The organism is Salmonella sp. 32082101201600294FB01SM01 (assembly GCF_017572865.1).
Classification (GTDB): domain Bacteria; phylum Pseudomonadota; class Gammaproteobacteria; order Enterobacterales; family Enterobacteriaceae; genus Salmonella; species Salmonella enterica.
In genome coordinates this window covers 1153996-1178848 of record NZ_JAGESB010000001.1, presented here as the reverse complement: position 1 = coordinate 1178848, position 24853 = coordinate 1153996, and the positions used below count along the sequence as shown (strand labels likewise).

Here is a 24853-nt window from a genome sequence, read left to right as displayed (position 1 = left end):
TTCTCGTCATCGCGGATGATAATTGTCCTCGGTAGTTGAACACGCCTGATTTGTATCATAAGCCAGGAATTAACTCAAAATATTTTCACTTCTTTACCTGAAGTGTTTGATTTTAACCAGAACAGGTCGACCGACATCACATTATTATTCGTGTCGGCATCAGAAAACAGGGACTGATATGGCAAAACCGATCATCACGCTCAATGGTCTAAAAATCGTCATTATGCTGGGAATGCTGGTGGTTATTCTGAGCGGTATCCGCTTCGCCGCAGATATCATTGTTCCCTTTATTTTGGCGTTATTTATTGCAGTCGTTCTCAATCCCGTTGTGCAACGGATGACCCGATGCCGAATTCCGCGCGTTATCGCCGTATCATTGCTCATTGTGATTATTGTTATGTTAATGGTACTGCTACTGGCCTATTTGGGGACATCATTAAATGAACTGGCTCGTACCCTACCGCAATATCGCTCCTCATTGGTGATACCGTTGCAACGTATTGAACCGTGGTTACAGCGAGCAGGCATTGGCGTGTCGGTTGATGAGCTGGCGAAATATATCGATCCAAACGCCGCCATGACTCTGGTAACGAACCTGCTCACCCAGCTGTCCAATGCCATGTCGTCCATCTTTTTATTGTTATTGACCGTGGTATTTATGCTGCTGGAGGTTCCACAATTGCCTGAAAAACTGCAGCAGATGATGAGCCGTCCGGTGGAAGGCATGGCGGCAATTCAACGCGCGCTTGATAGCGTTTCCCATTATCTGGTGTTAAAAACAGCGATCAGTATCGTGACGGGGCTGGTCGCATGGGGAATGCTGGCCGCGCTGGATGTCCGCTTCGCCTTTGTCTGGGGTCTACTGGCCTTCGCGCTGAATTATATCCCTAATATTGGATCGGTGCTCGCTGCCCTGCCGCCCATTATTCAGGTGCTGGTATTTAACGGGTTTTATGATGCGCTGCTGGTGCTGGCAGGCTATCTGCTGATTAATCTGGTCTTCGGCAATATCCTTGAGCCACGTATCATGGGACGTGGTTTAGGCCTTTCAACCTTAGTGGTATTTTTGTCGTTAATTTTCTGGGGCTGGCTATTAGGTCCGGTGGGCATGTTGCTCTCCGTTCCGTTAACCATCATTGTCAAAATCGCCCTCGAACAGACCACCGGCGGGCAGAGTATCGCCGTTCTGCTTAGCGATTTAAACAAAAGATAAAATGCAATACATACACAAAATCATTCAAGATGCCTCGCGGCGGCAAGGGAAGAAATCCCCGGGAGCATAGATAACGATGTGACCGGGGTTTCTGAGCGCAGCCAACAAAGAGGCAGCTTAAAGGATGAAGTTTATAAAAACGGCCTCCGAAGAGGCCGCCGCACGTTTAAAAGATTAAAGCGCTTTCAGAATTGCATCCACGCTGGCTTTGGCATCGCCAAACAGCATTTGCGTATTCTCTTTAAAGAACAGCGGGTTCTGCACACCAGCATAACCAGTATTCATTGAACGCTTAAAGACCACGACATTCTGTGCTTTCCACACTTCGAGAACCGGCATACCGGCGATCGGACTGCGGGGATCGTCTTGCGCCGCCGGGTTCACCGTATCGTTCGCGCCAATCACCAGCACGGTATCGGTATCGGCGAAATCATCATTGATTTCGTCCATTTCCAGCACGATGTCATAAGGCACTTTCGCCTCCGCCAACAGCACGTTCATATGACCGGGCAAGCGCCCCGCCACCGGATGAATGCCGAAACGCACGTTGATACCGCGCGCACGCAGTTTTTCGGTGATTTCCGCCACCGGATACTGCGCCTGCGCCACCGCCATCCCGTACCCCGGCGTAATAATGACGGAGTGGGAGTTTTTCAGCATCTCAGCGGTCTCTTCCGCTGTGATTTCGCGATGTTCGCCAGCTTCCTGATCGTCGCCTGTTGAGGAGCCGTCAGTACCGAACCCACCGGCAATAACGCTGATGAAAGAGCGGTTCATCGCTTTACACATAATGTAAGACAGGATCGCGCCTGACGAACCGACCAGCGCGCCGGTCACAATCAGCAAATCGTTGCTTAACATAAAGCCAGCCGCCGCGGCAGCCCAACCGGAATAGGAGTTCAGCATTGAAACAACCACCGGCATGTCCGCCCCGCCGATAGAAGCGACCAGATGCCAACCAAACGCCAGCGCGATAATGGTCATCAGCAGTAGCGCCAGTACCTGTAGACCCACGCTTTCGGTGCGGACAAAAACCAGCAGCAACAGGAAAGAAACAACCAGCGCCGCCAGGTTCATTTTGTGACGGTTAGGCAACATCAACGGCTTAGAAGAGATTTTGCCGCGCAGTTTACCAAACGCTACGATCGATCCAGTGAAAGTGACTGCGCCAATAAAGATACCGAGGAAGACTTCGGTCAGATGGATATTCACCAGCACCGGTGCCAGACTGGCGTCATGGTACAGATAGCTGTTAAAGCCAACCAGTACCGCCGCCAGGCCCACGAAACTGTGCAGAATCGCGACCAGCTCCGGCATCTCGGTCATCTCAACTTTTTTCGCCATGCGGATGCCAATCGCGCCGCCAATAATCATGGCGACCAGAATCCATGCCACGTTGCCGGTATCCGGCCCGAAAATGGTCGCCAGCAACGCGATCGCCATCCCGGCAATACCGAAGTTATTCCCCTGGCGGGACGTTTCATGCTTTGAAAGCCCGGCAAGACTGAAAATAAACAGGATCGCGGCAACAATGTATGCAGCTGTAACTAATCCTCCAGACATGTGTTACCCCTTAGTTTTTCCGGAACATTTTCAGCATACGCTGAGTCACGGTGAAGCCACCGAAAATATTAATGCTGGCGATAAGCACCGCGATAAAGCTCAGGAAGCTGACCCAGCCGCCCTGACCAATTTGCAATAATGCCCCGACAACAATAATCCCTGAAATTGCGTTGGTCACCGACATTAATGGCGTATGAAGCGCATGAGACACGTTCCACACCACGTAATAACCAACCACGCAGGCGAGCGCAAACACGGTAAAATGGCCGAGGAACTCTTTTGGCGCGACATCGGCCAGCCAGCCAAAAAGAATGATCGCCAGCGCCATTAACGCATACTTCCGCCAGGGTGAAGCGGGCTTTTCCGGCTCTTTTGGCGCAGGTGCTGCTTTAGGCGCGGCCTGTGGCTGCGCGGAAACCTGGATTGGCGGCGCAGGCCAGGTAATGTCGCCGTCGCGAATCACCGTCACGCCACGGATCACAACATCGTCAAAATCCACGTCAATATTGCCGTCTTTCTCTTTGCACAGCAGCTTCAGCAGGTTAACCAGGTTGGTGCCATAAAGCTGGGATGACTGCGTCGGCAAACGCCCCGGTAGATCGGTGTAGCCAATCACTTTCACGCCATTGTCCGTCGTCACAACCTGATTGGCGACGGTATATTCGCAGTTACCGCCATTCTGCGCGGCCAGGTCGACAATCACGCTGCCGGCCTTCATAGAATCGACCATATCGCGGGTAATCAGCTTCGGCGCTGGTTTGCCCGGAATCAACGCGGTGGTAACAATGATGTCGACCTCTTTGGCCTGGGCGGCAAAGAGCGCCATTTCCGCTTTGATAAACGCCTCGGACATCACTTTGGCGTAACCATCGCCGCTACCGGCTTCCTCTTTAAAATCCAGTTCGAGGAACTCAGCCCCCATACTCTGGACCTGCTCTTTGACTTCAGGACGAGTGTCAAACGCGCGGACAATCGCCCCCAGGCTGTTTGCCGCGCCGATAGCCGCAAGACCGGCTACGCCCGCGCCAATCACCATCACCTTCGCCGGCGGCACTTTCCCGGCGGCAGTGATTTGCCCGGTAAAGAAGCGTCCAAATTCATGCGCGGCCTCTACAATGGCGCGATAACCCGCGATATTCGCCATTGAGCTTAACGCGTCGAGCGACTGCGCGCGGGAAATACGCGGCACGGAGTCCATCGCCATCACCGTAACCTTACGTTCGGCAAGTTTCTCCATTAACCCAGGATTTTGCGCAGGCCAGATAAAACTGACCAACGTAGTCCCGGGGTTCAGTAAAGCGATTTCATCTTCTTCAGGCGCATTAACCTTGAGAATAATTTCCGACTGCCAGATAGCATTGCCGTCTACAATATCCGCGCCAGCCTGCGCAAACGCTTTGTCGTCAAAACTTGCCAGTTGACCCGCCCCGCTTTCGATAGCGACGCTAAACCCCAGCTTCAGTAGCTGCTCTACCGTTTTCGGCGTCGCAGCGACACGGGTTTCATTGGGTAACCGCTCTTTTGGTATGCCAATTCGCATAAATGTTCCCTTCCATCGGTATTTTTGATGATGGTTTGTCAGTAAGCGCGAGAAGCGTACGCCTGCCCGCGTTTGAGGTAAATGTTACCCCTGCAGAATAAAACCGTTACAAACTCTCTATAACCTACTGAAAATAACGCCTGTGATCTAGCGCCAAAAAACAGAATTTTTTATCAAATTTGCAAAACATGAACGATTCAGCCACTAAGCAGCCATAATGCCTTGAAAATGGCCTGCGAGGGCTGATAATTCGCTCAAATTTGACAGTAAAACATCATTAAACCTCTGTCGATATCAAGAAATTAACATTAAATTAACTTATTAAATTCATGCGCTTCATTAGCTTAGCCGCCCGGACGCCGTTTTTTTCGACATATCGGCAAATGTTATCATCAAAGATAGGATACATGACACGATGCGTGAAAAATCCCGCAGACATCCATATGGTTTAAATGCAATAATCAGCCACGTTTCTAGTCAATAACAATACCAGTACCTGGTTTGCGCAAGGCGAAGGATTATTTTTATGAAGCTTAAGAACACTCTCCTGGCGTCGGCTCTGCTTTCTGCGGCTGCTTTTTCTGTCCATGCAGCAACAGAACTGACGCCGGAGCAAGCGGCTGCACTAAAACCTTATGACCGCATCGTTATTACCGGTCGTTTTAATGCTATTGGCGATGCGGTCTCCGCCGTGTCCCGCCGCGCAGATAAAGAAGGCGCAGCCTCCTTCTATGTTGTCGACACCTCGGAGTTCGGCAACAGTGGTAACTGGCGTGTTGTGGCGGACGTGTATAAAGCCGACGCGCCGAAAGCCGACGCGCCCAAAAATCGTGTCATTAATGGCATCGTGGAATTACCGAAAGACCAGGCCGTACAATTAGAACCGTATGACACCGTCACCGTTCAGGGCTTCTACCGTAGCCAGCCGGAAGTTAACGATGCCATTACGAAAGCGGCGAAACAGAAAGACGCATACGCTTTCTATATTGTTCGTCAGGTGGATGCGAATCAGGGCGGAAACCAGCGCATCACTGCATTTATCTATAAACAAGATGCGAAAAAACGCATCGTCCAGAGCCCGGACGCTATTCCGGCAGACTCTGAAGCTGGCCGCGCCGCGCTGGCTCAGGGCGGCGAAGCTGCGAAGAAAGTCGAAATTCCAGGCGTCGCTACGTCAGCCTCGCCGAGCGCCGAAGTAGGCCGTTTCTTCGAAACGCAATCCACCAAAGGTGGGCGTTACACTGTCACACTTCCGGATGGCACAAAAGTTGAGGAGCTGAATAAAGCGACGGCTGCGATGATGGTGCCTTTCGACAGCGTTAAGTTCACCGGCAACTACGGCAATATGACAGAAATCTCCTACCAGGTCGCCAAACGCGCGGCGAAGAAAGGCGCTAAGTATTATCATATTACGCGTCAGTGGCAGGAGCGCGGCAATAACATCACCATCAGCGCCGACCTCTATAAATAAGGCGCGCGTCGCCATCAGGCTTCTCGCCGGATGGCGGCATACCTGCCTTATCAGGCCTACACGATCGTTCAACGGCAGGCCTGATAAGCCACCATCAGGCACTTTCTCGCGGGATGCCAGTTCCGTCAAATATCGCGATGAATCTCACTTTTCGCTTTTTTGGCGATAAATCTTATCCAGGCCGTTGCATGCAGTCCCTTCTCTCCGTAAAATCCCGCGCCTTAGTGGCTTTCACCATTTTTATGCGTTTTGCCATAATAATTATTCTTCCAATTTCATTTTTATAGCTGGATACCAATGGAAAAAAAACTGGGACTGAGCGCGCTGACCGCGCTGGTTTTAAGCTCAATGCTTGGCGCAGGTGTTTTCAGTCTGCCCCAGAATATGGCCGCCGTTGCCAGTCCGGCTGCGTTGTTAATTGGCTGGGCCATTACCGGCGTGGGGATACTCTTACTGGCATTCGCCATGTTAATCCTCACACGCATTCGCTCCGAGCTTGACGGCGGTATCTTTACTTACGCCCGCGAAGGCTTCGGCGAACTGATTGGCTTTTGTTCTGCCTGGGGCTATTGGCTGTGCGCGGTCATCGCCAACGTATCCTATTTGGTTATCGTCTTTTCAGCGCTGAGTTTCTTTACCGATACGCCTGCGCTGCGTCTGTTTGGCGACGGTAATACCTGGCAGGCTATTGTCGGCGCTTCAGTCCTGCTCTGGATTGTCCATTTCCTCATCCTGCGCGGCGTACAAACGGCAGCCAGCATCAATCTGGTCGCGACTCTGGCGAAACTGTTGCCGCTCGGCGCGTTTATTGTGCTGGCTATCATGATGTTCAAACTGGATACCTTCACACTGGACTTCACCGGTGTTGAGCTCGGTATTCCCGTATGGGAACAGGTCAAGAACACCATGCTTATTACGCTGTGGGTGTTTATTGGCGTTGAAGGCGCCGTCGTCGTCTCGGCCCGAGCGAAAAATAAACGCGATGTAGGCCGCGCCACGCTACTGGCGGTACTCGCAGCGCTGGGAATATATCTCCTGGTCACGCTGCTTTCTCTTGGCGTTCTTGCGCGTCCGGAACTGGCGGAGATGCGTAACCCGTCGATGGCCGGTCTGATGGTGAAAATGATGGGGCCGTGGGGAGAAATTATTATTGCGGCGGGGCTGATTGTGTCTGTCTGCGGGGCTTATCTAAGCTGGACTATCATGGCGGCGGAGGTGCCATTTCTGGCGGCAGCCTATAAATCCTTCCCGGGCATCTTCGCGCGACAAAATGCGCAAGGCGCGCCTTCTGCGTCGTTATGGCTCACCAATATCTGTGTGCAAATCTGTCTGGTGCTGATCTGGCTGACCGGTTCAGACTACAACACGCTATTAACGATTGCGTCAGAAATGATTCTGGTGCCCTACTTTCTGGTCGGCGCATTTCTGCTGAAGATTGCAACGCGTCCCCTCCATCGGGCGGTCGGTATCGGAGCCTGTATTTATGGCTTATGGTTATTATATGCGTCGGGTCCCATGCACCTGCTGCTGTCCGTCGTACTGTACGCGCCTGGATTACTGGTTTTCCTGTATGCGCGTCGGACGCACAAGCATGACAACGTATTAAATCGTCAGGAAGTCGTGCTGATTGGTTTATTGTTGGTCGCGGCGGTTCCGGCTACGTGGATGCTGGTGGGTTAACAACCTCCCCATCGTAATATCCGTATGTATTACGATGGGGAAACCACGGTCTTTGCCAATATTAATGCCATTTAATCCAGCAAAAAATCAGCAGCCACGCGCTTAGCCCCCAGCAGACCACCGCACCGCCAAGCGCGACGGGCAGGCGCATCACGCCGCTGAAATACCATAGCGTTGCAAGATAAATGAAATAAGGAATGATCGACCACATGCTAAAGACGATGGTGGTACGCATCGCGTCGATGCCCCGCTCGCTGGCCACGATATAGTGCGCGATAAGCGCAAACGTTGGAAACAGAGGAATTAATCCGGCGATATAATAATTTTTCGTTTTTGACAGCAGACCAATCAATACGACGACCAGCGCCCCCAAGGCAGCTTTAATCACGAGTCCCATTACCTTGCCTTAACACGCTAATAACAACAGCGTGTAGCATAACGGAACCGCTCTCGTTTAGAAAAGATTTATGGAAGGGAAAACAGAGGCGGTGTATGTTGGCGTTTTCTATTCTCCATTTATAATATGAACCGCATTGTATTTGTTGAAGACGACGCTGAAGTGGGTTCTCTCATTGCCGCTTATCTGGCGAAACATGATATTGATGTCATTGTTGAGCCGCGTGGTGACCGGGCGGAGGATCTTATCCTCACCACTCAGCCCGATCTGGTTTTACTGGATATTATGCTTCCAGGTAAAGATGGCATGACGATATGCCGCGATTTACGCCACCGCTGGCAAGGCCCGATTGTCCTGCTCACCTCGCTGGACAGTGATATGAATCATATTCTGGCGCTGGAGATGGGCGCCTGCGACTACATCCTCAAAACCACGCCTCCGGCCGTTTTGCTGGCGCGTCTGCGCTTACACCTGCGGCAAAGCGAACAAACGCAACAGGCAAAAAGTCTTCAGGAGAGCGCGCTTACGCCGCATAAAGCGCTGCGTTTTGGCGCGTTAACCATCGATCCCCTTAACCGGGCGGTCCAGCTCAACGGCGATTTCATATCGCTCTCCACCGCCGATTTTGAATTGCTCTGGGAACTGGCGACACACGCCGGACAAATTATGGATCGCGACGCGTTGCTAAAAACGCTGCGCGGCGTCAATTATGATGGTCTGGATCGCAGCGTGGATGTGGCGATTTCCCGCCTGCGTAAGAAACTGCTGGATAGCGCTGCTGAGCCCTATCGTATAAAGACCATTCGCAATAAAGGCTATCTTTTTGCCCCTCATGCCTGGGACGAAACGACGGGATAAGTTAGCTGCAGATTTTACCTGCCTTTATCAAATCACAGTGGCGATGCTCATCACCGCCACTGTTCAAAAAACAGACATTGTATACATGAATGCTATTTTTATTAGTCGAAACGGCCCCTTTATTACCGTTTTCTCTGCGTTGCGGTTCTTCATTACGTCTTTTTCGCCCAAGAAAATTAAATTAAAAAAACTCGAAGCCAGTTCACAAAATTGATAACAGAATGTCTGACCGGCGCTATATTGCCGTCTTTTTTCGCAAATTGTGAAATCAAACAAATCATAATCATGAATATATAATAACAAATATATTCACCATAAATATATGCGTTTCCGATAGTAACTTTTGTATTAATTAATAACATATAAGAAAAGTTAGCATTTGCTGAAATAATATTATTCAGATTAGGATGCCTTTGATTCAACGAATCTGTAGAAGTTCAATCTTTTGCAAATAAGTTAAGTTTTTAAGGATAAAAAAATGAAAAGAAAAGTATTGGCACTTGTCATCCCGGCTCTGCTGGCTGCTGGCGCGGCACACGCCGCTGAAGTCTATAACAAAGACGGCAATAAGCTGGACCTTTACGGGAAAGTAGACGGCCTGCACTATTTCTCTGACAATAGTGGCTCTGACGGCGACCAAACCTATGTTCGTTTCGGTTTTAAAGGCGAAACGCAGATTAACGACCAACTGACCGGTTACGGCCAGTGGGAATATAACGTTCAGGCTAACACTACCGAAGGCGAAGGCGCTAATTCCTGGACTCGTCTGGCATTCGCCGGCCTGAAATTCGGCGACTACGGCTCATTCGACTATGGTCGTAACTACGGCGTCCTGTACGACGTGGAAGGCTGGACCGATATGCTGCCTGAGTTCGGCGGCGACTCCTATACTTACGCAGACAACTACATGACCGGTCGTGCTAACGGCGTGGCCACCTACCGTAACACTGATTTCTTCGGTCTGGTAGACGGTCTGAGTTTTGCTCTACAATACCAGGGCAATAATGAAAATAGCGGTAACGGTAATGAAGGTACAAATAACCGTACTGATGATGACGATTTCCGTAGAGAAAACGGAGATGGTTTTGGTATTTCTACCACTTACGATTTTGGCATGGGCTTTAGCGCAGGTGCTGCTTACACAACATCTGACCGTACAAACGATCAGGTTTCGCGTGGCGAACAGTATGCAAAAGGCGATAAAGCAGATGCATGGACTGCTGGCTTGAAATATGATGCCAACAACATCTATTTAGCCACTATGTATTCTGAAACCCGGAATATGACGCCATATGGCTCTTTGGATTCTTATGCTCATGGTGGTGTGGCTAATAAAACACAAAACTTTGAAGTTACTGCGCAGTACCAATTTGATTTCGGTTTACGTCCGGCAGTTTCCTTCCTGATGTCTAAAGGTAAAGACCTTGTCAATAACGGCGTAAATGATGACAAAGATTTGGTTAAATATGCTGATGTAGGTGCTACCTACTATTTCAACAAAAACTTCTCCACCTATGTTGATTATAAAATCAACCTGCTGGATGACGACGATAACTTCTATGCAGATAACGGCATTAATACCGATGACGTTGTCGCGCTGGGTATGGTTTACCAGTTCTAATTATTCATTAATTCTTCTCAAGCCCGCCGTTTCGGCGGGCTTTTCTTTTTTCATCACCACCGTTCTAAAAACAGAACGCACTGTTCCCTGGGTACGGATTGAACGATTCTTGTTCGCTCTCTATGGTTTGCTTATCGCCCGACAAAAGGAACATGCTAATGATCAGTCTCGTCCCGTCTCTGCTTTCCAGAACCGCGCTTCTCTTTCTGCTCACGGCCACAGGCGCAGCCACCGCCGCCCGCCCGGCAGCGGATATTATTTTGCATAACGGTAATATCATCACTCTGAATGATGCCCAGCCGCAGGCCAGCGCGCTGGCGATTTCCGGCTCGCGGATTGTGGCGATTGGCGATGATACGGCGACAGATGAATGGCGCGGCGACCATACCCGTACCATCGATTTACAGGGTAAAACCGTGATACCCGGCCTGACCGATACCCACATCCACGCCATTCGCGGCGGACAAACCTGGACATTCGAAACCTACTGGTACAACAGCCCTTCGCTTAAAGACGCGCTGGATAAATTACGCGCCGACGCTAACCGTCGTCCCCACGATCAATGGGTAGCCGTAGTGGGATCGTGGATACCGGCACAATTTGCAGAAAACCGGGCGCCGACGGTAGCCGAACTGAGTCACGCCCTTCCCGATCATCCGGCTTATATTCAGTATCTTTACGACTATGCGTTAGTGAATCAGCGCGGTATAGACGTACTTGGCCTTAACGACACCCCTCCTCCTGATTTAGCGGGAATCCGCGTAGAGCGCGACGCAAAAGGTAGCGCCACGGGGAAATTATTTGGTGACATCGCCGCGTTTAACCAGCTTTTTGCCAGCATAAGTAGTAACGCCGATCGCGAGAGCGGTCTGCGACAATTTTTCGCTGATATGAACGCTCGCGGCGTGACCGGCATCATTGACCCCTCTGCCGGGCCTGCCGCCGCTTATGAGCCTTTATTTGCAATGCGAAACCAGGGGGATTTACCGCTGCGCGTGGGGTATCGCATTCCGGTACAGCCGGAAGCGAAAGGTCATGAAGCGCAGTGGTTCAGCAACCTGATGGCCTTCCGCCCGGCGCGTGCCGATGACGGGCAACTGGCTTTTCTTGGCCTGGGGGAAAGCCTGGTGGCCGGAATGAATGACGGCGTGCGGATGGCCCCAGGATTTTCTTCCTCAGAGCAGGACAAAACCGCGCTTCGCCAGGTCGCGACGTTTGCGGCAAAACGGGGAATACCGCTTGAGATCCACGCCTATACCGATGACAGCGCCGACGCGATATTGACGATTTTTGAGCAGGTAGCGCAGCAGTACGATCTGCGCCCTCTCCGCTGGTCTATTGCGCACCTGAATACCGGTTCGCCACAGACGCTTGAGCGAATGCGTAAGCTGGGTCTGGCATACACTGTGCAAATGGGGCCTTACTTTGAGGGGCTTGCCATCCGTGACGCCAATCCACCCGGCGCGACGGACAATTCGCCGCCGGTTCGACTGGCGCTGGATAAAGGGCTTGTCGTAGCTGGCGGCACCGATTCGACGCGTATTGGCATTGCCGGTGTCTGGCACGCTATCGAATATCATATCACCGGTATAGCGTCAGGCGGTTCCGTGCGTAAACCCGCCAGCGAGCGGCTCACGCGTCTGGAAGCGCTAGCGTTATATACACGTCATGCCGCCTGGCTCGCCTTTGCCGAACAACACCGGGGCCAGCTTAGCGTCGGAAAACAGGCCGATCAGGCGGTACTCAATCAGCCATTTATGACGATGCCGGAAGACAGAATTGATACCATTCGCGCTGTTTTGACGCTTGTCGATGGACGCATTGTTCACGAAAGTCCGGACCTTAACGCCGGACAATGAGGTTGTCAGTTGACGCAAAGCCTGCTTTTATAACCCACCAGCGGCGCTGACGGGAAATCTTTTCCGTCAGCGCGCGATAGAGCTAATGTATTAAGATCCGGTGGGCGTTGATGAAAAAGCTGTTTGTGCAGTTTTACCTTTTGCTGTTCGTCTGTTTTCTGGTCATGACCTTATTGGTCGGACTGGTGTACAAATTCACCGCCGAACGCGCGGGCAGGCAATCGCTCGACGATCTGATGAAAAGTTCGCTCTATCTGATGCGCAGCGAACTGCGGGAAATCCCGCCGCGTGAATGGGGGAAAACGTTAAAAGAGATGGACCTGAACCTCTCTTTCGATTTACGCGTTGAACCGTTAAATCACTATAAGCTTGATGCCGCCACCACGCAGCGACTGCGTGAAGGCGATATTGTCGCGCTTGACGATCAATACACCTTTATTCAACGTATCCCGCGCAGCCATTACGTCCTGGCGGTTGGCCCGGTTCCCTATCTCTATTTCCTGCATCAAATGCGACTGCTGGATATCGCCTTAATGGCGCTCATTGCCTTTTCTCTCGCCTTTCCTGTGTTTATCTGGATGCGCCCGCACTGGCAAGAAATGCTCAGGCTCGAATCCGCCGCGCAGCGCTTTGGCGAGGGTCATTTGACTGAACGCCTGCACTTCGATAATGGCTCCAGTTTCGAACGTCTGGGCGTCGCGTTCAACCAGATGGCGGATAATATTAATGCTCTGATCGCCAGTAAAAAACAGCTGATTGACGGTATCGCCCACGAACTTCGCACGCCGCTGGTACGTTTACGCTATCGGCTTGAAATGAGTGAAAATCTGACACTGCCGGAATCACAGGCGCTCAATCGCGATATTGGTCAACTGGAAGCGCTGATTGAAGAACTGCTCACCTATGCGCGCCTTGACCGACCACAAAATGAACTGATGTTGACCGAACCCGACCTCCCCGCCTGGTTGCTCGCGCATTTGCAGGATGTGCAGAGCGTGACCCCGGAACGTGCCGTAAACCTTCTCACATCTGTAATCGGCGATTATGGCGCGCTTGATATGCGGTTAATGTCGCGAGTGCTGGATAACCTGCTGAATAATGCGTTGCGCTACAGTCGTACCACCGTTCAGGTCAGTCTGTTACTCGACGGCAGTCAGGCAACATTGATAGTCGAAGATGATGGCCCCGGCATTGAAGCGGATGCGCGTGAGCGCATATTTGAACCTTTTGTCAGACTCGACCCCAGTAGAGACCGGGCGACAGGCGGCTGCGGGCTTGGACTCGCCATCGTACACTCTATCGCCCTGGCGATGGGCGGTAGCGTCGTCTGTGACGAGAGCGAACTGGGCGGCGCAAAATTTAGCTTTCGCTGGCCGGTCTGGCACGCGATGCCCGACATGACCGCTGCCTGACGCATTTTGCACGCTGGTTGAGCGGCGGGAACTGTGCTATACAGATAGTATGTTGTAACTAAAGTGAATGATACCATGTCCCGCTACGATCTCGTTGAACGCCTGAATGGCACTTTTCGCCAGATAGAACAACACCTGGCGGCGCTGACGGATAATCTACAGCAGCATTCGCTACTTATCGCCCGTGTCTTTTCACTGCCGCAGGTGACCAAAGAGGCGGAACATGCGCCGCTGGATACTATCGAGGTAACGCAATATCTGGGGAAAGAGGCCGAAGCGCTGGCGCTACATCACTATCGCCATTTGTTTATTCAACAGCAGTCCGAAAACCGCAGCAGTAAAGCCGCCGTCCGCCTGCCTGGCGTCTTATGCTATCAAGTGGATAATGCGATACAGTTAGATCTGGAAAATCAGGTACAGCGCATTAACCAGTTGAAAACCACCTTCGAGCAGATGGTTACGGTAGAGTCCGGTCTTCCCTCAGCGGCACGTTTTGAGTGGGTGCATCGGCATCTACCCGGCTTAATTACGCTGAACGCTTACCGCACGCTGACGCTTATCAATAACCCCGCCACCATACGTTTCGGCTGGGCAAATAAACATATTATTAAAAATTTAAGCCGGGATGAGGTTCTGAGCCAGTTGAAAAAAAGCCTCGCGTCGCCGCGCAGCGTCCCGCCGTGGACGCGCGAACAATGGCAATTCAAGCTGGAACGGGAATATCAGGATATCGCTGCCTTACCGCAGCAGGCCCGACTCAAGATTAAGCGTCCGGTTAAAGTACAGCCGATCGCCCGCATCTGGTATAAAGGCCAGCAGAAACAGGTGCAACACGCCTGCCCCACGCCGATTATCGCATTAATCAACACGGACAACGGCGCTGGCGTGCCGGATATTGGCGGGCTGGAAGACTATGACGCCGATAATATTCAGCACCGTTTTAAACCACAGGCGCAGCCGCTGCGACTGATTATTCCGCGACTGCACCTGTATGTGGCGGATTAACGTCCCGGCGTCATACTGCCAACCATCAATTCCGGACGTACCCAGGCGTCGAACTCCTCATCGCTAAGATATCCTAATGCCACGGCTGAGGCTTTGAGCGTCAGCCCTTCTTTATGCGCCTTCTTCGCAATCTCCGCCGCTTTATCGTAACCGATGTGCGTATTCAGCGCAGTGACCAGCATCAGCGACTCATTCAGCAACTGCGTAATACGCTCGCGGTTTGGCTCGATTCCTGATGCACAGTGTTGATTGAAACTCGCCATGCCATCGGCCAGCAGGCGCACCGTTTGCAGAAAATTATGAATAACCATCGGACGATAGACGTTGAGCTCAAAGTTGCCCGATGCGCCCCCCATATTGATGGCCACATCGTTACCCATCACCTGGCAACATAGCATCGTTACCGCTTCACACTGGGTCGGGTTCACTTTACCAGGCATAATGGAACTGCCCGGCTCATTCTCAGGGATAGCAATCTCGCCAATGCCGCAGCGCGGGCCGGATGCCAGCCAGCGAACATCGTTGGCGATTTTCATCAGCGAGGCCGCCAGCCCTTTTAATGCGCCATGCGCCTGTACCAACGCGTCACAGGTCGCCAGCGCTTCGAATTTATTCGGGGCGGTAACAAACGGCGCCGCGGTAATCGTCGCCAGTTCCTCGGCCACGCGCCGGGCATATTCCGGGTGGGTATTAAGCCCTGTCCCTACTGCGGTTCCGCCGAGCGCCAGTTCCGCGACGTGCGGTAAACTGTGCTCAATGTGCCTGAGGTTATGTTCCAGCATGGCTACCCAACCGGAAATCTCCTGGCCTAAGGTGAGCGGCGTCGCGTCCTGCAGGTGAGTACGGCCAATTTTGACAATATCGGCGAAAGCGTGGGATTTATCGCGAAGCGTATCCGTTAATGCGGATAATTGCGGGATGAGGTGTTCGCGTAACGCCAGTAACGCCGCCACGTGCATGGCGGTTGGGAACACATCGTTTGAGCTTTGACTCTTATTGACGTCATCATTGGGATGCACCTTGCGCTCCATACCGCGAACGCCGCCCAAAATTTCACTGGCGCGGTTCGCTAACACCTCATTCATATTCATGTTGCTTTGCGTACCGGACCCGGTCTGCCAAATCGCCAGCGGAAACTCATCAGCATGTTTTCCCGCCAGCACTTCATCAGCCGCCTGGATAATCGCGCTGGCTTTTTCCGCCGCCAACAACCCTAAGTCCTGGTTGACCTTCGCAGCGGCGCGCTTGGTCAACGCCAGAGCGTGAATGAGCGAGACGGGCATTTTCTCCGTGGAAATCCGAAAATGCTCCAGCGAACGTTGAGTCTGCGCCCCCCACAGTTTATCTGCCGGGACTTCAATCGCGCCCATTGAATCTTTCTCGCGGCGTACCGTTACCATTACCTGCTCCTTACTCAAGTTGATGAGATCATGTGTCGATATTGCTCACATGTTTGCGGTCTTATGAGTATTAACGATAACAACACAACGGTGTAGACCGGATAAGGCGCTTGCGCCGTTCTCCGGCAAAATAGCGAATCATGTTACCGCCCCGCAGGGCGGCGACATTACTTAACGCAGCGCGCGCACTGCGATGACTGAATCTGCTGGAAGAAATCGTTGCCTTTATCATCCACCAGAATGAAGGCCGGAAAATCCTCCACTTCAATTTTCCAGATAGCCTCCATACCCAGTTCAGGATATTCCACGCACTCCAGGCGCTTGATACTACCCTGCGCCAGAACGGCTGCGGGGCCGCCGATACTGCCCAGGTAGAAGCCGCCATGTTTCTTACAGGCATCGGTCACCTGCTGGCTGCGGTTGCCTTTCGCCAGCATGATCATACTGCCGCCCTGCGACTGGAGCTGATCAACATAAGAGTCCATCCGTCCTGCGGTAGTCGGCCCAAGCGACCCGGAGGCGTACCCTTCCGGCGTTTTTGCCGGCCCCGCATAATAGATAGGATGATCTTTGATGTACTGCGGCAAACCTTCGCCTCTGTCCATCCGTTCTTTCAGTTTAGCGTGCGCGATGTCGCGGCCCACAATAATCGTGCCGTTCAGCGACAGGCGCGTTGATACCGGATACTGCGACAGTTGTTGCAGTATCTCGCTCATGGGACGGTTAAGATCAACGCGCACCGCCTCGCCCTCTCCCGCCTGGCGCAGCGCCTCTGGAATATATTTACCGGGATTGCGCTCCAGCTTCTCGATCCAGATCCCTTCCCGGTTGATCTTCGCTTTAATGTTTCGATCTGCGGAGCAGGATACGCCCATACCTACCGGACACGATGCCCCGTGACGCGGCAATCGGATGACACGAATATCGTGAGCGAAATATTTGCCGCCGAACTGCGCGCCTAAGCCAAGATTTTGCGCCTCAAGCAACAATTCTTTTTCCAGTTCAATATCGCGGAAGGCCTGCCCGTGTTCATTGCCTTCGGTCGGTAGCGCATCATAGTATTTTGCCGAGGCCAGCTTAACGGTCTTCAGGTTCGCTTCCGCCGAGGTGCCGCCAATGACAAACGCAATGTGATACGGCGGACAGGCGGCGGTACCCAGCGTACGCATTTTATCAACGAGATAATTTTTGAGCTTACCCGGCGTCAGAAGCGCTTTTGTCTCCTGATAGAGGTAGGTTTTATTCGCCGATCCGCCGCCTTTAGCGATACAGAGGAATTTATATTCATCGCCATCGACGCTGTAGAGATCGATCTGCGCCGGCAGGTTAGTACCGGTATTGACCTCTTTGTACATATCCAGCGCCGCGTTTTGCGAATAGCGCAGGTTATCTTCGATATAGGTGTTATATACGCCGCGAGCCAGCGCCGCTTCATCACCTCCGCCAGTCCAGACGCGTTGGCCTTTTTTGCCGACAATAATGGCCGTACCGGTATCCTGGCAGGTGGGCAACACGCCCTTGGCCGCGATATCGGAGTTTCGCAGGAATTGCAGCGCGACATATTTGTCGTTTTCACTGGCCTGCGGATCGCGCAGAATATCCGCCACCTGCTGCTGATGCGCGGGACGTAGCATAAAAGACGCATCGTGGAAGGCCTGACGCGCCAACAGCGTTAGCGCTTCCGGCGCGACTTTCAGGATCTCTTGTCCTTCAAATTCGGCGACGGAAACATGTTCGCTGGTCAACAAGTAGTACTCGGTATCGTCCTTTTTGAGGGGAAAAGGGTCTTGATAAAAGAAGGGTTTGTTTGACATTGTGCTCTCACTTACCGCTCGGTATGGTTATTCTCTGGGCAGGTGTTCCATTGCCCGACTCAAAGCGAGTAACACTATCCTACACAATTTTTTAACAAAAACTGAGACAAGTACGACTTTTTACGCCCGGAGGTTACTTCATGCGGGTTTCTTGGTTTAATACCTCCCATTGATCTCCACATTGAAACAGGGCTTGATAATGCAAAAACTCATTAACTCAGTGCAAAACTATGCCTGGGGAAGTAAAACTGCGTTAACGGAACTTTATGGCATCGCCAATCCGCAGCAGCAGCCAATGGCTGAACTCTGGATGGGCGCGCATCCCAAAAGCAGCTCGCGAATCACCACCGCCAACGGCGAAACCGTCTCCCTGCGTGACGCCATCGAAAAGAATAAAACCGCCATGCTGGGCGAAGCGGTAGCCAACCGTTTCGGCGAACTGCCGTTTCTGTTTAAAGTACTGTGCGCCGCGCAGCCGCTCTCTATTCAGGTACACCCGAATAAACGCAACTCCGAAATCGGTTTCGCGAAAGAAAATGCGGCGGGTATCCCCATGGATGCCGCAGAGCGGAACTATAAAGATCCTAACCATAAACCAGAGCTGGTTTTTGCCCTGACGCCTTTTCTGGCGATGAACGCGTTCCGCGAATTTTCTGACATTGTCTCTTTACTGCAACCTGTCGCCGGCGCGCATTCCGCTATCGCCCACTTTTTGCAGGCGCCAAACGCTGAACGTCTGAGCCAGCTTTTCGCCAGCCTGTTGAATATGCAAGGCGAAGAAAAATCCCGCGCGTTAGCCGTACTCAAAGCGGCGCTTAACAGCCAGCAAGGCGAACCGTGGCAAACGATCCGCGTGATTTCAGAGTATTATCCTGACGACAGCGGGCTTTTCTCTCCTTTGTTGCTGAATGTGGTCAAACTGAATCCCGGCGAAGCGATGTTCCTGTTTGCCGAAACGCCTCACGCTTATCTGCAGGGCGTTGCGCTGGAAGTCATGGCGAACTCCGATAACGTTCTGCGCGCTGGCCTTACGCCAAAATATATCGACATCCCTGAGCTGGTCGCGAACGTGAAGTTCGAACCTAAGCCTGCCAGCGAGTTGCTGACTGCCCCGGTAAAAAGCGGCGCGGAGCTGGACTTCCCAATTCCGGTTGACGATTTTGCTTTTTCACTGCACGACCTGGCGCTTCAGGAGACGAGCATCGGCCAACACAGCGCCGCGATTCTGTTCTGCGTTGAGGGTGAGGCGGTGTTACGTAAAGATGAACAGCGTCTGGTACTGAAGCCGGGTGAATCTGCCTTTATCGGCGCGGATGAGTCTCCGGTTAACGCCAGCGGCACAGGCCGTTTAGCGCGTGTTTATAACAAGCTGTAGCAACGTACTGAATTTTTTAACAACTCTTGCTAAGCTTATAACAGACGTAAAACTCCTCCAGGCGGTTTAATCCGCCTGGTTTCATTTTTATGGACAATTGATATGAAAAAAACACTGGTAGCTGCAGGTGTAGTAATTGCACTTGGCATCGTCTGGACAGGCGGCGCCTGGTATACGGGGAAAAAGCTGGAGAACCATCTTTCAGAAATGGTGACTCAGGCCAATGAACAGCTCAAGCGTACTGCGCCGGAGGCCGGTGTCGAATTAAGTTATCAAAACTACCAGCGTGGCGTGTTCAGTAGCCATCTGCAACTGGTTGTCAAACCGGTTGCCGGCGCAGACACTACCTGGTTGAAACCCGGGCAAAGCATTGTGCTGGACGAGTCCGTTTCACATGGTCCCTTCCCGCTCGCCCAGCTCAAAACGCTCAATCTGATCCCTTCTATGGCGTCGGTAAAAACCACCCTGGTGAATAACGATGCGGCAAAACCCCTCTTTGATATCGCGAAAGGCGACACGCCCTTTGTTATCAATACCCGCATTGGTTATGGCGGCGATACCCGCTCCGATATCTCTCTCAAGCCGTTAAACTACGAGAATGCCGGTGAAAAGGTCGCCTTTAGCGGCGGCGAGTTCCAGCTTAACGCCGATAAAGACGGTAATGTGGTTTCGCTGTCGGGCGAAGCGCAGAGCGGCCTGGTCGATGCCGTTAACGAATATAATCAGAAGGTCCAACTCACCTTTAATAATTTGAAAACAGACGGTACCAGTAAGCTGGCAAGCTTTGGCGAGCGTGTAGGCGACCAAAAGTTAACGCTGGATAAACTGTCCATCGCCATTGAGGGTAAAGAGATGGCGGTGCTGGAAGGGATGGAAATTGCCGGCAAGTCCGATCTCGTCAACGACGGAAAAACCATTAACAGCCAGTTGGATTACTCGCTTAACAGCCTGAAAGTGCAGAATCAGGATTTGGGCAGCGGTAAATTAACGCTGAAAGTCGGTCAAATCGACGGCGAAGCCTGGCACCAGTTTAGTCAGCAATATCATGCGCAAACGCAGGCGCTGTTGAATCAGCCGGACGTGGCGCAGAATCCTGAGCTTTATCAGCAAAAAGTCACTGAAGCGTTCTTTAGCGCTCTCCCCGTGCTGTTAAAAGGCGATCCGGTACTGACCCTGGCGCCGCTTAGCTGGAAAAACGCCAAAGGGGAAACCACGCTGAATCTGTCGCTGTTCCTCAAAGATCCGGCAACCACAACGGCACAACCGCAAACGCTGGCGCAGGAAGTCGACCGCTCCGTGAAATCGCTGGATGCGAAACTGGCAATTCCGATGGACATGGCGGTCGAATTTATGACGCAGATAGCAAAACTGGAAGGCTATCAGCAGGATGATGCGGAAAAACTGGCAAAACAGCAGGTGCAGGGGCTGTCCGCAATGGGTCAGATGTTCCGACTGACAACGCTGAAGGATAATACTATCGCCTCCAGTTTGCAGTACGCCAATGGCCAGATCACGCTCAACGGACAAAAAATGCCGTTGGAAGACTTTGTCGGCCTGTTTGGGATGCCGGCGCTTTCCGTTCCGGACGTTCCGGCGCTGCCTCAACAGTAATCGCCTTGCCGGGTGCCGCGACGCTGCACCCGGTCTGCGCCGAACGACGCGCAGCCTCTACTTTTGCGTTACCAGGCGAGCGGCTATCGTTTGACTCCGCACATGGTGCTCGTCGTGAGCAATACGCTGCAATATTCGTTCGGCCAGGGTATAGCCTATTTCTCGCGCCGGCGTACTGGCCCAGATAATCGGCAGGTCGTCGAGGGCGTTCTCCGCCACATCAGCAAACGCCGCCAGCGACACCTGCTGCTCGAAATAACGATCGACACCGCTCTCGCCACTCTGTCGTCCGGCTCTCAGCAGGCCAAACCACGCCCCCATCGCAATGGTTTCGTTGTAACAAACGACAGCGCTAATGGTCGGATTGTATCGCAACAGCGCGGTAATGCTTTCTGCTGCCTGCTTCTGACTGGAAGCGCATTCCACGACCCACTCGCTGTGAAACGGTAGACCGTATTTTAACAACGTCGCGCAATAGCCGCCCACGCGCTCCGCGCGGGTTAAAGATGCGCTTTGTCCACCCAGCCAGGCGATGCGCTGATGGCCCTGACGAATAAGGTACTCCGTCAGGAGCTGCGCCGCCTGCATGTTGTCAGGCCGAACGGTATCGGCATCATCAAGATAGCTGGCGCGTGACGCAAACACGACCGGAATTCCTTGTGCGTCGGCCTGCGCTCTCAGCGCTTCGCTACTGCCCGCCGCACCGGCGATCACCATGCCATCCACACCCTGATTGAGCAACATGGTAAAACGCTGATTTAGCTGTTCGCCATCTTTCCCCCCGTGCAGGAGAAAAACCATACGGCCTTGCGCTTCCAGCGCTTCCGTTAACCCGGCGGTCAATTCGGCATAAAAGGGTGCCGATAAATCACGCACGATCAAACCGATAACGCCGCTTTGCCCGCCACGCAGCGCGGACGCCTGGCGGTTACGCACAAAACCCAGTTGTTCAATTGCCGCGTTCACGCGCTCGCCGGTCGCGGCCGATATTCGCCCCTTGCCGCTCAGCACTAAGGAAACGGTGCTCACCGACACGCCAGCCGCCAGCGCAACATCGTGGATAGTGATTTTTTTGGCGATAGCCATGTCAACAAATCGCTCCAGAACCTGACAGATAAAACGTTTTACCTATTCGTTATCTTTATACGCGTTATTATCGGTCAGTAATGTGATTAATGCCGCACTAAAATTTGATAAAACGTTTTATCTTTTCGCCATCATAACCTGACACCGGCCTTTATTAACAAGGAGTCGTTAGATGACGACGAAAACCACGCCAAAAATAACGCTATGGGAATTTTTCCAGCAACTGGGCAAAACGTTTATGTTGCCCGTCGCCTTGCTCTCGTTCTGCGGCATTATGCTCGGTATCGGCAGCTCGCTCAGTAGCCACGACGTTATCACCCTGCTCCCCGTGCTGGGTAATCCCTTGCTACAGGCTATCTTCACCTGGATGAGTAAAGTAGGTTCTTTTGCCTTTAGCTTCCTGCCGGTGATGTTTTGTATCGCGATTCCGCTCGGTCTGGCGCGGGAAAACAAAGGCGTCGCCGCGTTTGCCGGGTTTGTCGGTTATGCGGTCATGAACCTTGCAGTCAACTTCTGGCTCACGGCAAAAGGCATTCTGCCGACCACCGATGCGGCGGTGCTGAAAGCCAATAACGTACAAAATATTCTGGGCATCCCCTCTATCGATACCGGCATCCTCGGCGCCGTTATCGCTGGTATTATTGTCTGGATGCTGCATGAACGGTTTCATACCATTCGTTTGCCGGATGCGCTGGCTTTTTTCGGCGGTACGCGTTTTGTACCTATCGTTTCCGCCGTTGTGATGGGGCTCGTCGGCCTGGTTATCCCGCTCGTCTGGCCGGTTTTTGCGATGGGAATTAGTGGACTGGGTCATATCATCAATAGCGCCGGCGACTTTGGACCGATGATTTTCGGCACCGGCGAGCGCCTGCTGTTGCCTTTTGGTCTGCACCATATTCTGGTAGCGCTGATTCGCTTCACCGAGGCGGGCGGTACGCAAGAGGTATGCGGGCATACCGTGAGCGGCGCATTGACTATTTTCCAGGCCCAACTCAGTTGCCCAACGACGCACGGCTTCTCTGAAAGCGCCACTCGCTTCTTATCGCAAGGCAAAATGCCAGCGTTTCTCGGTGGGTTGCCGGGCGCCGCGCTGGCAATGTACCACTGTGCCCGTCCAGAAAACCGCCCTAAAATTAAAGGATTATTGATTTCCGGTTTAATCGCCTGCGTTGTCGGCGGTACAACGGAGCCGCTGGAATTCCTGTTCCTGTTCGTAGCGCCGGTGCTGTACGTTATTCATGCTCTGCTGACCGGGCTGGGCTTTACCATCATGGCTATTCTCGGCGTCACTATCGGCAATACGGATGGCAATATTATTGACTTTGTGGTGTTTGGCATCCTGCATGGTCTGTCAACAAAATGGTATCTGGTACCGGTAGTGGCGGCGATTTGGTTTGCGGTTTACTACCTCATTTTCCGCTTCGCCATTACACGCTTTAACCTCAAAACACCGGGGCGCGAAGCGGAGATCGCCACCAGCATTGAAAAAGCGATCGCTGGCGCGCCAGGAAAATCCGGCTACAACGTGCCTGCTATCCTGGCGGCATTAGGCGGCACGGAAAACATCGTGAGTCTGGACAACTGCATCACCCGCCTACGTCTGTCCGTGAAAGATATGTCGCTTGTCGATGTCCAGGCATTGAAGGACAATCGTGCGATAGGCGTCGTACAGCTCAATCAGCATAATTTGCAGGTGGTTATCGGCCCGCAGGTTCAGTCGGTAAAAGATGAAATGGTTGGTCTGATGAATACCGTTCAGGCATAAGGAAGAGATATGTTCGATTTTTCACAGGAAGTTGACCGTCGCGGGACATGGTGTACGCAGTGGGATTATGTCGCCGATCGTTTTGGCGAAGCCGATCTGCTCCCCTTTACGATCTCGGATATGGATTTTGCCACCGCGCCGTGTATCCTGGAGGCGCTAAACCAGCGCCTTTCCCACGGTGTGCTGGGCTATAGCCGCTGGAAAAATGAGGCGTTTTTAGGGGCAATTACCCACTGGTTTGCGACACGCCATCAGACCACGATAGATGCCCACTCCCTCGTATACGGCCCCTCCGTTATCTATATGGCGTCCGAGCTTATCCGCCAGTGGTCCGACGAAGGCGATGGCGTGGTAGTTCATACCCCCGCTTACGATGCTTTTTATAAAGCGATTGAAGGCAACCATCGCATCGTCACTCCCGTCCCGCTGGAGAAAGAAGGCAACGCCTGGTATTGCGATATGGCCAAACTGGAGGCGGCGCTGGCGCGTCCGGAAAGCAAAATCCTGCTGCTGTGCAGTCCGCAAAATCCCACCGGTAAAGTGTGGACGCGTGACGAGCTGGAAACGATGTCAACGCTGTGCGAGCGCCATGGCGTACGGGTGATTTCCGATGAAATTCACATGGATATGGTATGGGGAAACCAGCCGCATATTCCCTGGAGCAATGTCGCGCGCGGAGACTGGGCGCTGCTCTCCTCCGGCTCGAAAAGCTTCAACATTCCGGCATTAACCGGCGCTTATGGAATCATTGAAAATAGTGAAAGCCGTGAACGCTACCTGGCCGCCTTAAAAGGGCGCGACGGCCTCTCTTCGCCAGCGGTGCTCTCACTCACGGCGCATATTGCCGCGTATCAGCACGGCGCGCCGTGGCTGGATGCGTTACGCGCCTCGCTGGCGGCTAATATGCGCTATATTGAGCAGGCGCTGAATGGCGCCTTTCCGACGTTGAACTGGCAAGCGCCGCCATCGACCTATCTGGCCTGGATTGATCTCCGTCCACTCGGCATTGACGATCAAAAATTACAGCACACGCTCATTCATCAGGAGAAAGTCGCCATTATGCCCGGCGATACCTATGGCACAGAAGGCCGGGGATTTGTGCGTCTGAATGCCGGATGCCCTCGCCTGAAACTTGAAAAAGGCGTCAACGGATTGATTAACGCTATCCGCACCGTTCGCTGAT

18 protein-coding genes are annotated in these 24853 nt (G+C 52.7%); 12 read left to right on the top strand and 6 right to left on the bottom strand.

The annotated features are described in order from the left end of the window. Positions 1-178: 178 nt before the first annotated feature. Positions 179-1213 carry an AI-2E family transporter gene (locus tag J4645_RS05735; protein WP_001118268.1) on the top strand — a complete coding sequence of 345 codons (1035 nt, stop codon included), beginning with the start codon at positions 179-181 and terminating at the stop codon, positions 1211-1213. A gap of 174 nt (positions 1214-1387) precedes the next feature. Here J4645_RS05735 and pntB read toward each other — a convergent pair whose 3' ends face one another. Then, a complete protein-coding gene (gene pntB / locus J4645_RS05730) occupies positions 1388-2776 on the bottom strand; it encodes a Re/Si-specific NAD(P)(+) transhydrogenase subunit beta (RefSeq protein ID WP_000014056.1) in 1389 nt (462 codons plus the stop codon). A 10-nt stretch (positions 2777-2786) separates the two neighbouring features. After that, a complete protein-coding gene (pntA, locus tag J4645_RS05725; RefSeq protein ID WP_001219354.1) occupies positions 2787-4316 on the bottom strand; it encodes a Re/Si-specific NAD(P)(+) transhydrogenase subunit alpha in 1530 nt (509 codons plus the stop codon). A 526-nt stretch (positions 4317-4842) separates the two neighbouring features. Between pntA and ydgH the strand changes: the two genes are divergently transcribed. Both ydgH and J4645_RS05715 read left to right on the top strand, forming a co-directional pair. After that, positions 4843-5787 (top strand): DUF1471 family protein YdgH, encoded by a 945-nt coding sequence (gene ydgH, locus J4645_RS05720; protein ID WP_000769292.1) that lies wholly within the window; start codon positions 4843-4845, stop codon positions 5785-5787. Positions 5788-6084: 297 nt separating this feature from the next. Beyond that, positions 6085-7467, top strand: coding sequence for an amino acid permease (locus J4645_RS05715; protein ID WP_000412353.1), 1383 nt, complete (start codon positions 6085-6087; stop codon positions 7465-7467). Positions 7468-7528: 61 nt separating this feature from the next. Here the strand turns inward: J4645_RS05715 and J4645_RS05710 are convergent, their stop codons facing one another. Further along, on the bottom strand, positions 7529-7864 hold the full coding sequence (locus J4645_RS05710; RefSeq protein WP_000524877.1) for a GlpM family protein: 336 nt from the start codon (positions 7862-7864) through the stop codon (positions 7529-7531). A gap of 126 nt (positions 7865-7990) precedes the next feature. Here J4645_RS05710 and rstA point away from each other — a divergent pair, with 126 nt between their 5' ends. The 5 genes from rstA (at position 7991) to tus (ending at position 14619) form a co-directional block, all read left to right on the top strand. Then, positions 7991-8722 carry a two-component system response regulator RstA gene (rstA, locus tag J4645_RS05705; RefSeq protein ID WP_001080048.1) on the top strand — a complete coding sequence of 244 codons (732 nt, stop codon included), beginning with the start codon at positions 7991-7993 and terminating at the stop codon, positions 8720-8722. 478 nt (positions 8723-9200) lie between these two features. Then, positions 9201-10343 (top strand): porin OmpC, encoded by a 1143-nt coding sequence (ompC, locus tag J4645_RS05700; RefSeq protein WP_000824337.1) that lies wholly within the window; start codon positions 9201-9203, stop codon positions 10341-10343. A 152-nt stretch (positions 10344-10495) separates the two neighbouring features. Next, a complete protein-coding gene (locus tag J4645_RS05695; protein ID WP_072206320.1) occupies positions 10496-12202 on the top strand; it encodes an amidohydrolase in 1707 nt (568 codons plus the stop codon). A 110-nt stretch (positions 12203-12312) separates the two neighbouring features. Next, positions 12313-13614 (top strand): two-component system sensor histidine kinase RstB, encoded by a 1302-nt coding sequence (rstB, locus tag J4645_RS05690; protein WP_000732940.1) that lies wholly within the window; start codon positions 12313-12315, stop codon positions 13612-13614. A gap of 75 nt (positions 13615-13689) precedes the next feature. After that, positions 13690-14619, top strand: a complete 930-nt coding sequence (gene tus, locus J4645_RS05685) for a DNA replication terminus site-binding protein (RefSeq protein WP_023215613.1) — start codon at positions 13690-13692, stop codon at positions 14617-14619. Here tus and fumC read toward each other — a convergent pair. Together fumC and fumB are read right to left on the bottom strand one after the other, a co-directional pair. Next, complete coding sequence (gene fumC / locus J4645_RS05680) at positions 14616-16019, bottom strand: class II fumarate hydratase (protein WP_000259117.1); 1404 nt, start codon at positions 16017-16019, stop codon at positions 14616-14618. The genes tus and fumC overlap by 4 nt on opposite strands. A gap of 167 nt (positions 16020-16186) precedes the next feature. Beyond that, positions 16187-17833 carry a class I fumarate hydratase gene (gene fumB, locus J4645_RS05675; protein ID WP_000066609.1) on the bottom strand — a complete coding sequence of 549 codons (1647 nt, stop codon included), beginning with the start codon at positions 17831-17833 and terminating at the stop codon, positions 16187-16189. A gap of 199 nt (positions 17834-18032) precedes the next feature. Here fumB and manA point away from each other — a divergent pair, with 199 nt between their 5' ends. Then, positions 18033-19208 carry a mannose-6-phosphate isomerase gene (gene manA, locus J4645_RS05670; protein WP_001170625.1) on the top strand — a complete coding sequence of 392 codons (1176 nt, stop codon included), beginning with the start codon at positions 18033-18035 and terminating at the stop codon, positions 19206-19208. 102 nt (positions 19209-19310) lie between these two features. Then, entirely contained in the window at positions 19311-20819 is a 1509-nt protein-coding gene (locus J4645_RS05665) for a YdgA family protein (RefSeq protein ID WP_000753341.1), read from the top strand. Between the two features lie 57 nt (positions 20820-20876). On the opposite strand, the gene J4645_RS05660 is transcribed toward J4645_RS05665, so the two are convergent. Then, the gene (locus tag J4645_RS05660; RefSeq protein WP_000951918.1) at positions 20877-21905 is read right to left on the bottom strand and encodes a Mal regulon transcriptional regulator MalI; all 1029 of its coding nucleotides are present in this window, start codon (positions 21903-21905) and stop codon (positions 20877-20879) included. Between the two features lie 172 nt (positions 21906-22077). Here J4645_RS05660 and malX point away from each other — a divergent pair, with 172 nt between their 5' ends. Beyond that, a complete protein-coding gene (gene malX / locus J4645_RS05655) occupies positions 22078-23670 on the top strand; it encodes a maltose/glucose-specific PTS transporter subunit IIBC (RefSeq protein ID WP_000208903.1) in 1593 nt (530 codons plus the stop codon). 9 nt (positions 23671-23679) lie between these two features. Beyond that, positions 23680-24852 carry a MalY/PatB family protein gene (locus J4645_RS05650; protein ID WP_023214843.1) on the top strand — a complete coding sequence of 391 codons (1173 nt, stop codon included), beginning with the start codon at positions 23680-23682 and terminating at the stop codon, positions 24850-24852. Position 24853 lies beyond the last annotated feature (1 nt).

Bases quoted from the DNA above. Each gene is read 5' to 3' on its own strand.
- J4645_RS05735 (WP_001118268.1), top strand. From the start codon at position 179: ATGGCAAAACCGATCATCACGCTCAATGGTCTAAAAATCGTCATTATG.
- pntB (WP_000014056.1), bottom strand. From the start codon at position 2,776: ATGTCTGGAGGATTAGTTACAGCTGCATACATTGTTGCCGCGATCCTG.
- pntA (WP_001219354.1), bottom strand. From the start codon at position 4,316: ATGCGAATTGGCATACCAAAAGAGCGGTTACCCAATGAAACCCGTGTC.
- ydgH (WP_000769292.1), top strand. From the start codon at position 4,843: ATGAAGCTTAAGAACACTCTCCTGGCGTCGGCTCTGCTTTCTGCGGCT.
- J4645_RS05715 (WP_000412353.1), top strand. From the start codon at position 6,085: ATGGAAAAAAAACTGGGACTGAGCGCGCTGACCGCGCTGGTTTTAAGC.
- J4645_RS05710 (WP_000524877.1), bottom strand. From the start codon at position 7,864: ATGGGACTCGTGATTAAAGCTGCCTTGGGGGCGCTGGTCGTCGTATTG.
- rstA (WP_001080048.1), top strand. From the start codon at position 7,991: ATGAACCGCATTGTATTTGTTGAAGACGACGCTGAAGTGGGTTCTCTC.
- ompC (WP_000824337.1), top strand. From the start codon at position 9,201: ATGAAAAGAAAAGTATTGGCACTTGTCATCCCGGCTCTGCTGGCTGCT.
- J4645_RS05695 (WP_072206320.1), top strand. From the start codon at position 10,496: ATGCTAATGATCAGTCTCGTCCCGTCTCTGCTTTCCAGAACCGCGCTT.
- rstB (WP_000732940.1), top strand. From the start codon at position 12,313: ATGAAAAAGCTGTTTGTGCAGTTTTACCTTTTGCTGTTCGTCTGTTTT.
- tus (WP_023215613.1), top strand. From the start codon at position 13,690: ATGTCCCGCTACGATCTCGTTGAACGCCTGAATGGCACTTTTCGCCAG.
- fumC (WP_000259117.1), bottom strand. From the start codon at position 16,019: ATGGTAACGGTACGCCGCGAGAAAGATTCAATGGGCGCGATTGAAGTC.
- fumB (WP_000066609.1), bottom strand. From the start codon at position 17,833: ATGTCAAACAAACCCTTCTTTTATCAAGACCCTTTTCCCCTCAAAAAG.
- manA (WP_001170625.1), top strand. From the start codon at position 18,033: ATGCAAAAACTCATTAACTCAGTGCAAAACTATGCCTGGGGAAGTAAA.
- J4645_RS05665 (WP_000753341.1), top strand. From the start codon at position 19,311: ATGAAAAAAACACTGGTAGCTGCAGGTGTAGTAATTGCACTTGGCATC.
- J4645_RS05660 (WP_000951918.1), bottom strand. From the start codon at position 21,905: ATGGCTATCGCCAAAAAAATCACTATCCACGATGTTGCGCTGGCGGCT.
- malX (WP_000208903.1), top strand. From the start codon at position 22,078: ATGACGACGAAAACCACGCCAAAAATAACGCTATGGGAATTTTTCCAG.
- J4645_RS05650 (WP_023214843.1), top strand. From the start codon at position 23,680: ATGTTCGATTTTTCACAGGAAGTTGACCGTCGCGGGACATGGTGTACG.